Below are 9,468 nucleotides of genomic sequence, written 5' to 3'. Positions count from 1 at the left end.
GAAACCCTTTGAAAAGGGTTCTCCCTCTCCCCTTCCCCCGGACCCCCATCCCCTCTCCTTTCCTAAACTTTTTGGTACACGCTTCGCGTGGGGCCGGGTAGATCCGAAGACCCTGCCCATGCTCGGTCGGTCTTCTTTCACGTCCTGTTGGCGGAAGGAGGATCAGGCGGTTTTTTCGAGCCAGAGGGAGGCTTCGAAGGCCTCATCCGGGACGAGGATCGGCCAGTCGGCCACGGATTCAGCCATGTACCGGCGCACGTAGGCCGAGGCGAAGCGGACCCGGAAGCGCTCGCCCCCGGCCAGCAGGCTGGCGGCCAGAAGCTGTTCGTTGTAGCCGCGCCACTGCCAGATGTCCGGGTAGCCGTTGGGCAGGAAGATGTCGTGGACATGCACCCACACGCCCGGCGCCAGGGTGGGCAGGATCCGGTTGAACAGGGTGTCCGCGTCCGAGCCGGGCATGCCGATGTGGCTGCCGTCGAAGAACAGGATGTCGCCCGCCGCAAGCTTCTGGAACGCGGCGGGGTCGGCCTTGTCCAGGGTGGTCCGGACCACCTCGTCGCAGAGGTGGTCGATACGCCGCCTCGGCACCGGGTCGATAGACGTGAACCGGGTCTTGAGCCCGCCGTCGCGGATGGCTTGGGCCATGAACCGCGTGGAGTGGCCCGAGCCGATCTCGATGATCCGGGCGGGCGAAAGCTCGCGGACCAGGGCGTAGGCGGCGGCCCCGTCCAGGCCCGGAAACCAGCTCTGGTCGAAGCGCGGCCGGTCCGCGTCGTCCGGGTCGGCCACGGCGAACTCCGCCAGCCGGTCCAGATGGTTCGCGATCAGGGAAAGAGTGTGTTCGAACGGAGCGCGATCCGCGTCCCAGGCCTCTTTAAGCCATTCGTAGCGGTCGTCCTGGGTGAAGGGCGTGAGGCTCCCGGCCCAGCGGTATGGGATGTAGAAGCCCAGCCGGGTCCCACCGAACCCCATCCAGCGGCGCAGGGTGGACACGCCGCGCAGGAAGCGGCCCAACCTCATGCCGAGGCCGGTGCCGGGCGGGAGGACGTCGCGGGTGGCCATGGGGGCTACCCGCAGAGCGTCTTGAGCGCCCGCTTGATGCCGTCCTTGTCGATGCCGAGCATGTGGCGCAGTTCCTTCTGGGTTCCGTGTTCCACGAACTCGTCCGGGAGGCCGAGTCGCTTGATGTGTTTGCCGCCCATGGCGTCGCGGTCGGTGAACAGCTCCAGCACGGCCGAACTGAAGCCTCCGGCCAGGGCGTTCTCCTCCACCAGGAGGATGCGTTCGAACCGTCCGACCAGCTCCAGAAGCTGTTTTTCGGGCAGCGGCTTGACGAACCGGGCGTTGAACACGGCCACGTGCAGGCCGTCCTCGACCAGCTCCATGGCCGCCTCCACCGCCGGGTAGACCCGCGAGCCGAGGGTGATGACCAGGGCGTCCTCGCCGTCGCGCATGAGCTCGCCCTTGCCGATGGCGATCTTCTTCGGGTGGGCCGAGACCTTGGCCCCGACGCCCGTGCCGCGCGGATAGCGGACCGCGCAGGGGCCGTCGTAATCAAAGGCCGTGACCATCATCCGGGCCAGTTCGGCCTCGTCCTTGGGGGCCATGACCACCAGGTTCGGGATGTGGCGCAGGTAGCTCATGTCGAAGGCCCCGTGATGGGTGGCCCCGTCCTCGCCTACCAGACCGCCCCGGTCCAGGAAGAAATTCACGTTCAGGTTCTGCAGGCAGACGTCGTGCACGATCTGGTCGTAGGCCCGCTGCATGAAGGTGGAGTAGATGGCCACGGCGGGCTTGTACCCCTGGGTGGCCAGCCCGGCGGCGAAGGTCACCGCGTGCTGCTCGCAGATGCCCACGTCCACGAACCGGTCCGGGTGGTTCATGCGGAAACACTCCGTGCCCGTGCCCTCGGGCATGGCCGCGGTGATGGCGATGATCTTGTCGTCCTCGGCCGCCAGCGAACACAGGGTGTCCCCGAAGATGGCCGTGTAGGACGGCAGGCCGGAGCCGGAAAACTTGCGGGCCAGGCCGGTCTCGGGAATGAACTCGCCCACGCCGTGGTAGTGGGACGGGTCGGACTCGGCGGGCTCGTAGCCCTTGCCCTTCTTGGTCATGACATGGACCAGCACCGGCTTGTCCAGCTTCTTCACCTCTTCGAAGACCTTGACCATGGTGGCCGTGTCGTGGCCATCGATGGGGCCCACGTAGGTGAAGTGGAAGGCCTCGAACAAGATGCCGGGGGTGAAGAAGGACTTGACCGAATCGCCGTAGCGCTTGGCGTACCCGGCCAGGTCGCCGCCGATCTTGGGAATGGTCGCCAGCAGCCCTTCCACGTCGCTCTTCAGCCGCTGGAGGAACGGGGTGGTCATCTTGCGGCTCAGGAACTGGGACAATGCGCCCACGTTCTTGGAGATGGACATCTCGTTGTCGTTCAGGACCACGACCATCTTGCGGCCCAGGTCGCCCGCCTGGTTCAGCCCCTCGAAGGCCAGCCCGGCGGTCAGGGAGCCGTCGCCGATGACCGCCACCACCTCGTGGTCCTCGCCCTTGAGGTCGCGGGCCATGGCCATGCCCAAGGCGGCCGAGATGGAGGTGGACGAGTGGCCCACGCCGAAGTGGTCGTAGGGCGACTCGACCAGGCGCGGGAAGCCGGACAGGCCGCCCTTCTGGCGCAATGTCTGGAATTCGTCGACCCGGCCGGTGAGCAGCTTGTGGGCGTATGCCTGGTGCCCCACGTCCCAGACCAGCTTGTCGCGCTCCAGGTCGAAGGACCGGAACAGGGCGAGCGTCAGCTCCACCACGCCCAGCGACGGGGCCAGGTGGCCGCCGTGGGCCGACACCTGGCTGATGATGATGTCGCGCAATTCCTGGGCCAGGATGTCAATCTGGTCGCCTTCCAGGGCGCGGACGTCACCGGGCTTGCGAATTTTGGACAGGATGGCTGTCTGTTTGGGGTCTTTGATCATGGAAGCGAAATCCTAGTGCAATCAATACACCCTGTCTACTATGTATCGGGCCAATTGCCAGAGGAACTCCTGTTCTCCCCCAAAATAGCCCGACAAATGCGTCAGGGCGTCGTCCACGTACTCCCGAGCGAGGATTTTGCTCTTCTCGAGCCCGATGAGCGACGGGTACGTGGTCTTGCCCATGGCCTCGTCGCTGCCCGTGGGCTTGCCCAGGGTCGCGGTGTCGCCGACCACGTCGAGCACGTCGTCCACGATCTGGAAGGCCACGCCGATCTTGCGCCCGAACTCGCGGGCGTTGGCGATGTCCCCCTCCCCGGCCCCGGCCAGGATCGCCCCGCACTCGCAGGAGGCGGTCAGCAGCGCGCCGGTCTTCATGGCGTGCATCTTCTTGAGCTCCTCCAGCGGCACGCCGGTGCGCCCGGTGAGTTCCATGTCCACGGCCTGTCCGCCGACCATGCCGCCCGCTCCGGCCGCCTTGGCCAGGACGGAGATCGCCCGCAGCACGCGGTCGGCGGGCAGCCCCTGGTCCAGGGACGCGGCGGCCATGAGCACGAAGGCCTCGGTCAGCAGCCCGTCGCCCGCCAGGATGGCCGTGGCCTCGTCGAACTGCTTGTGGTTGGACGGCCGACCGCGCCGCAGGTCGTCGTCGTCCATGGCGGGCAGGTCGTCGTGGATGAGCGAATAGGTGTGGATGCACTCCAGCGAGGCGGCAAAGGGCATGGCCTTGGCCCTGTCCCCGCCGAGCAGGCCGTTCCAGGAGAGGACCAGCACGGGCCGCAGCCGCTTGCCCCCGGCCAGCAGGGAATATTCCATGGACTTGAGCAGGCGGGTCGGGGCACCCTTGCCCCGCAGGCAGGTGACCAGATATTGCTCCACCTCGGCCGCGCGGCGGCCCAGATCTTCCTTGAAGGTCACAGTTCGTCCTCCGTTTCCGAGGTCAGCGCATCGAGCGCGTCGAACTCGCGGACCAGCCCTTCGGACACGAGCTTGACCTCGTGCCGGGCCGTCTCCAGCTGCTTGCCGCACGCCTTGACCAGCTCCAGCCCCTCCTTGTACAGGGCCACGCCCTCCTCAAGGGGCAGGTCGCCGCGCTCCAACTGCTCGACCACGAGCTTGAGCCGTTCCAGGCGGTCTTCAAAGGTTGTCGTTGCCATGCTATTCTCCATATTCCCTGTTTTTCGCGGGATGCAGCCGTTGTCTCCAGTACAGCTTCGGATACCAGAAGCTCAGGGCGATCAGCGCGACCACCACCGGCCAGTCCAGGGCGATCCGGGCCGCGAGATAGACCTCCAGGGGCCACCCCTGGAGAATGATCCACAGGCACATCGCCCTGAGAAAATACGCCCCGCCCCAGAGCACGCTCAACCGGAGCCACAGGGGACGGTAGAATTCGCTGTTGCGTACGGAATCGGGAAAGGCGTCCCGGCCCGCGGTCTGCTCGGCCAGGAGCTGGATGAGCGGCCGCCGGAAGAGCATGGACGCCAGGAACACGCAGCCCATGCCCGTGTTCGAGACGATGGGCGACAGCAGGTACCAGTCCGGGTTGCGCGTGACCAGCAGCCCGGCCAGCTCGGTCAGGCAGTAGGCCGCGCCGATGGCGGAAAAGCCGTCCACCTCCCTGTCCCTGGCGAAGAACCAGACGGCCACCCCCATGCCCCAGGCCGCCGCCAGGGCCGCGCCCACCATGGGCACGCCGACCCTGCGCCCGGCGTAATAGACGAGCACGGGAACGACGGCTCCCAGCAGGATTCTCTGTATAGTCGATCGGGACACGCTGTTCTCTCCCTGTCCGGCCCGCCGAGGCGGCGGGGCCGCATCATCGTGGAACGCCCACGATTGATTCATTGCGCTTATTTGTTATCGCTTTGATTCATTGATTTTTCATTAAGTTCACCCGAAACGGTCCCGTCGAAGAACGGCTCCGGATCGACCACCGCACCAAGCACGAATGCGGCCAGGTGCAGGTGGGCCCCGGTGACGCGCCCGGTGGCCCCGGACAGGCCCACGACCTGTCCGGCCCCGACCATATCCCCTTCCTGCACTTTTGTCTTGGACAGGTGGCACGACATGGAGAAAAATCCGTTCCCGTGGTCGATAAGAACCGTGTTTCCGCCATAGTAGAGGTTGCGGACGAGGACCACCTTCCCGGCCGCCATGGCGTGGATGGGCGTGCCGAGCCAGGCCCGGAAGTCCAGGCCCGTGTGCCGGGCCGCCACGTTGCCGTTGAAGGTCCGGTACAGGCCGAACCGGCTGAGCATCTTGCCCTTGACCGGCCGGACGAGGTGCGCGGTCCAGTACCGCTCGGGCGAAGCCTGGGCCAGGGCGGCGCGCAGCAGCTCGCGGTCCTTCTCGATACGGGCCTGTTCGGACGCGGGCGGACGGACCATCTTCGGGGCCACGGACAGGGTTTCGGTGCCCCACGCGGATTCCCCGACCTCGACGGTCCGGGAGAAAACGCGCTCATGTCCCCAGATGCGCGCCACCACCTCCAGCGGGTACGTCCCTGTCTTGCCGCGCAACCCCACGCCGAGCAGGAGCACGGCCTCGGACCGCTCGCCGACCTTGGTCATTGCCGGTCGCACGCTGCGCCCGTTCCAGCGCACCTCCAGGTCCTCGAGCGGATACCAGGTTCCGATGCGGACCACGAACGGCTTGCCCCGGCCCACGGAGGCGGGGGCGGTGACGTCGACCATGCCGCCCGCCCGGACCGGGAGCGGCAGGCAGAGGCAGGCCAGGAGAACGAGACAGAGAAAAGGCGGCAGCAGCCGCTTACCGAAAAGTTTGCGCATCGTCATGGGTAGTTATCAACCTGCGGTTATTGCAGCATGGTGTCCGCGGTGGTGGTGAACAGCGGCGCGGGGTCGACCAGTTCGCCCAGGACCGACAGGGAAAAATGCAGGTGCGGCCCGGTGGCCCGGCCGGTCATACCGGTCAGCCCCACGGTCTGGTCGCGCTTGACCTCGTCGCCCACCTTCACCGTGGGCTCGGACAGGTGGAAGTACATGGAGACCACCCCGTTGCCGTGGTCCACGTAGACCGAGTTGCCCGCATAGTAGTGGTCGCCCACCAGGATGACCTTGCCGTCGGCCACGCACTTGACCGGGTTGCCCATGGGCGAACGGAAATCCAGCCCCCGGTGGGGGTTCTTGGGCTTGCCGTTGAGGATGCGCTGCGCGCCGTACACGGACAGGACCTTGCCCTGCACGGGCCGGACCAGGGGCAGCCGCCACATGCGCATGGCCGAGACCGTGTTCTTGGCCTCCGAGGTCAGCTTGCCCTCGGCCTCGATGCGCTCATACACGCCCTTGGGCGGGGTGACCATCTTCTCGGGCAGGGTCAGTTCCTGTTTCGGATAGTTCTCCGGGGTGATGCGCACCGTGCGGCGCAGGGTGCTCTCCCGGCCGTCCACCGAGGCGATGACCACCAGCTCCTCCTTGCCCGGCCGCTCGGAGAGCACGTCCGTGCCGAGCATGACCAGGGCCACGTGCCGGTTGTTCCAGACCGAGATGGACGGGACCACCTCGCGCCCCTGCCAGTGCACGGACACCGACTCCAGCGGCAGGTCCGAGGTCAGCCGGACCAGGAACGGCTTGCCCACCCCGGCCTTGCGCGGCGCGGCCAACACCAGGGCCGGGACCGACGCGACCGGCGCGGGTCCGGGCTTGGCCGGAACATCGGCCTTGGTCACCAGGGCGGGGCCGTCGCCCTCCTGCAGCCCGAAGGCCGCCGGGTCCGGGGCCGTGTCCAGAGCCGTGTCCGGAGCCTGATCCTGGGCCATGGCGTTCAGGGAAAAACCGAGCAGGGCCGTCAACATCGCCAGCAGTAAAAACCTTCGCATGAATCGCTATTCCTCGTTGGGTCGGGTGTCCGTAACCGTGGCCGCCACGCGGCCGTCACGGACCGTGATATCAAGAGCGTCGCCCGCCGTCACCCTTCTCGGGTCACGCAGAAATTCGCCGGTCCCGGCCACGCGCACCAGGGCGTATCCGCGCTCGAGCGGCCCCTCGGGGTCCAGCCCGCGCAAGGCGGTTTCGAGCACGGCCAATCGCTGGGCCGCGCCCTCGGCAGCCCCCCGGCCCGACTTGTCCAGCCTGCGCCCGAGCCCGTCCACGGTCCCGGCCAGCCCGTCCACCCGGCCCGGCCCGAAGGCCCGGTTCAAACGGTGCGCCAGCCCGGCCGCGTCGCGCGACAGCCGGTCCAGCCGGTGCGTGCCGAAGGCGCGGGACAACCCCCGGGCCGCCCGCGCGCCCTGTTCGGCGCGCTCGAAATAATGATCCAGCCCCGCCCCCTGCAAGCGGGACATGAGCGCGGAAAAGCGGTCCTCCATGCGCTCCAGCCGTCGCTGGGGCGACAGCCAGACCAGTGCCTTGCGCAGGTGCTCGAACTCCCCTTCCTTGCCCGACAGCCAGGTCGCGTAGGCCCGGTTCAGGCCCAGATCCAGCACGTCCACCTTCTGGGCCAGGGTCTCGCGCGTGGGCCACAGTTCCTGGGCCGCGTGGGTCGGGGTGGCCGCGCGTTTGTCGGCCACGAAATCCGCGATGGACACGTCCGGTTCATGGCCCACGCCGGTCAGCACCGGCAGCCGCGCCCGGTAGATGGCGTCCGCCACCTCCTCGGTGTTGAAGGCCCACAGATCCTCCAGCGATCCGCCGCCCCGGATGAGCACGGCCACCTCGGCCCAGCCCTCGCCGTCCACCATATCCAGCGCCGCCGCGATCTGCGCCGGGGCCCGGTCGCCCTGGACCAGCACCGGATAGATGCGGATCTCCGCCCCGGTGCCGCGCGTATCCGCGATGCGCAGGAAATCCCGGATGGCCGCGCCGGTCCTGGAGGTGATGACCGCCACCCGCTTGGGGTCGCGCGGCAACTCCAGCTTGCGGTCCTCGTCGAAATACCCCTTGGCCGCCAGCTTCTTCTTCAGCGCCTCGAAGGCCATGGCCAGATCGCCCACGCCCTGGGCCTGGACCAGTTCGGCCACCAGCTGGTACTGGCCGCGCGGCTCGTACACATTCAGCCGCCCGGCGCAGAGCACCTCCATGCCGTCCTCCAGCCCGCTGCCGGTCAACGCCGTGCCGCCCTCGCCCTCCTCGATCTCCCCGGTCAACGGGTTGACCTTGTCCGCGCCCAGCCGCACCGGCTCGGCCGAACGCTGCGAAGACTTGAACCAGACCACGGACAACGCCGCGTCCCCGTCCGTCAGCGTGAAATACACGTGCCCGGACGCCGGACGCGCCAGATTCGACACCTGCCCCCGCACCCACACGAACGGGAACTCGGCCTCCAGCAGCGCCTTGACGGACTTGGTCAGTTCGGAAACGGTCAGAATATTGGACAAAGAATGCCTCCGGCGGCTGGGAGGGAAAACCCTTTGAAAAGGGCTTTTCCCTCCCCTTCCCCCAGACCCCCATCCCCTCCTTTTCCTAAACTTTTTATCGCCGCTTCGCGGTGGAGGGGGATCGGGGGTCCGGTTTATTTCATGTTGATTCAGTTTACTCCGAAGCGATGGCCACGCCCGCGCCGATCATGATCGTGCCTGCGGTGCGGTTCATGGCCTTCCACAGCCGGGTCGAGCGGATGGCGTGGCGGCCGCGCGCGGCAAGTGCGGCGTAGATCAGCGGGACCGTGGCGATGATCGGGACGATGATGGACATGACCAATGCCACGTCCGTGCCGGTCAGGGCCCGCATGTTCACGAAGCCGGGCAGAAAACCGCAGTAGAAGGCGATGGCCTTGGGGTTGCCGAGCGTCACACACAGCCCGGCCAGGAAGCTTCGGCCAGGTCGGACCGGCAGGGCGCACCCGGCCTGCTCGACGTTAGGCCTGGCCCGCCAGCACTTCACGCCCATGTAGACCAGATAGGCCGCGCCCGCCCATTTCAGAATCGCGAAATACGGCCCGATCTGCGAGGCCACCCAGCCCATGCCGAACAGGGCGGTCAGCAGATAACACACGTCGCCCAGCGCCAGCCCGCAGGTGAACCCGGCCCCGGCCTTGAAGCCGCGCGCCAGGGATTGCGCCACCACCGCCGAGATGCCCGGCCCCGGAATGCAGGCGAACACCAGCGTCGCCAGAGCCAGGGCGATACCACTTTCAATAGTCATCTTCTCTCTCCCATACGGTTTTTCCGGCCGATCACAACCTACCACCCCCACCCCCACGCTTCAACCGGAAAGCGCGGAGAGGGAGAATGCCGGATGCCTCCGGCGGCCAGAGGGGAAACCTCTTGAAAGAGGTTTCCCCTCTGGACTCCCCTTCCAGAACTTTTTACCGCCGCTTCGCGGGAGCCGTGCGGACGCCATAACCGTGCCGCAGCCTCCTTCCACATTTCTGCAAAGAGGCACGCCCCTCCCTCACCCCGCCATCCCCGCGAAGCGCACAAAAAGTTTGGGGCTGACATAGATCTCTCGTCGTATTAGGGGGGACTATGAGGCTAAAAAGATCGCGTTTGTCGGCTCATATATCCGGTCGTCTGATTGAGCATTTCGTTGCTGGCACCCCAGCC

The 9,468-nt window shown here is 67.0% G+C and carries 9 protein-coding genes; all 9 read right to left on the bottom strand.

Features of this window, described 5'->3' with window-relative positions; translation table 11 throughout:
* Window positions 1–162: 162 nt before the first annotated feature.
* Complete coding sequence (locus AB6M95_RS18820; protein ID WP_371388285.1) at window positions 163–1,062, bottom strand: class I SAM-dependent methyltransferase; 900 nt, start codon at window positions 1,060–1,062, stop codon at window positions 163–165.
* A 5-nt stretch (window positions 1,063–1,067) separates the two neighbouring features.
* On the bottom strand, window positions 1,068–2,966 hold the full coding sequence (dxs, locus tag AB6M95_RS18815) for a 1-deoxy-D-xylulose-5-phosphate synthase (protein ID WP_371388284.1): 1,899 nt from the start codon (window positions 2,964–2,966) through the stop codon (window positions 1,068–1,070).
* A 21-nt stretch (window positions 2,967–2,987) separates the two neighbouring features.
* Window positions 2,988–3,881: a polyprenyl synthetase family protein gene (locus tag AB6M95_RS18810; RefSeq protein WP_371388283.1), complete on the bottom strand. Its 894-nt coding sequence runs from the start codon at window positions 3,879–3,881 to the stop codon at window positions 2,988–2,990.
* The gene (gene xseB / locus AB6M95_RS18805) at window positions 3,878–4,120 is read right to left on the bottom strand and encodes an exodeoxyribonuclease VII small subunit (RefSeq protein ID WP_371388282.1); all 243 of its coding nucleotides are present in this window, start codon (window positions 4,118–4,120) and stop codon (window positions 3,878–3,880) included. The genes AB6M95_RS18810 and xseB overlap by 4 nt, the downstream gene beginning before the upstream one ends.
* A gap of 1 nt (window position 4,121) precedes the next feature.
* Window positions 4,122–4,739, bottom strand: coding sequence for a VC0807 family protein (locus AB6M95_RS18800; RefSeq protein ID WP_371388281.1), 618 nt, complete (start codon window positions 4,737–4,739; stop codon window positions 4,122–4,124).
* A 77-nt stretch (window positions 4,740–4,816) separates the two neighbouring features.
* The gene (locus tag AB6M95_RS18795) at window positions 4,817–5,761 is read right to left on the bottom strand and encodes a M23 family metallopeptidase (protein ID WP_371388280.1); all 945 of its coding nucleotides are present in this window, start codon (window positions 5,759–5,761) and stop codon (window positions 4,817–4,819) included.
* A gap of 20 nt (window positions 5,762–5,781) precedes the next feature.
* On the bottom strand, window positions 5,782–6,804 hold the full coding sequence (locus AB6M95_RS18790) for a M23 family metallopeptidase (RefSeq protein ID WP_371388279.1): 1,023 nt from the start codon (window positions 6,802–6,804) through the stop codon (window positions 5,782–5,784).
* A gap of 6 nt (window positions 6,805–6,810) precedes the next feature.
* A complete protein-coding gene (xseA, locus tag AB6M95_RS18785) occupies window positions 6,811–8,301 on the bottom strand; it encodes an exodeoxyribonuclease VII large subunit (RefSeq protein WP_371388278.1) in 1,491 nt (496 codons plus the stop codon).
* 154 nt (window positions 8,302–8,455) lie between these two features.
* Entirely contained in the window at window positions 8,456–9,067 is a 612-nt protein-coding gene (locus AB6M95_RS18780; RefSeq protein ID WP_371388277.1) for a LysE family translocator, read from the bottom strand.
* Window positions 9,068–9,468 lie beyond the last annotated feature (401 nt).

Source organism: Pseudodesulfovibrio karagichevae, assembly GCF_041414475.1.
Classification (GTDB): domain Bacteria; phylum Desulfobacterota; class Desulfovibrionia; order Desulfovibrionales; family Desulfovibrionaceae; genus Pseudodesulfovibrio; species Pseudodesulfovibrio karagichevae.
This window is presented reverse-complemented; position numbering and strand designations above follow the sequence as displayed.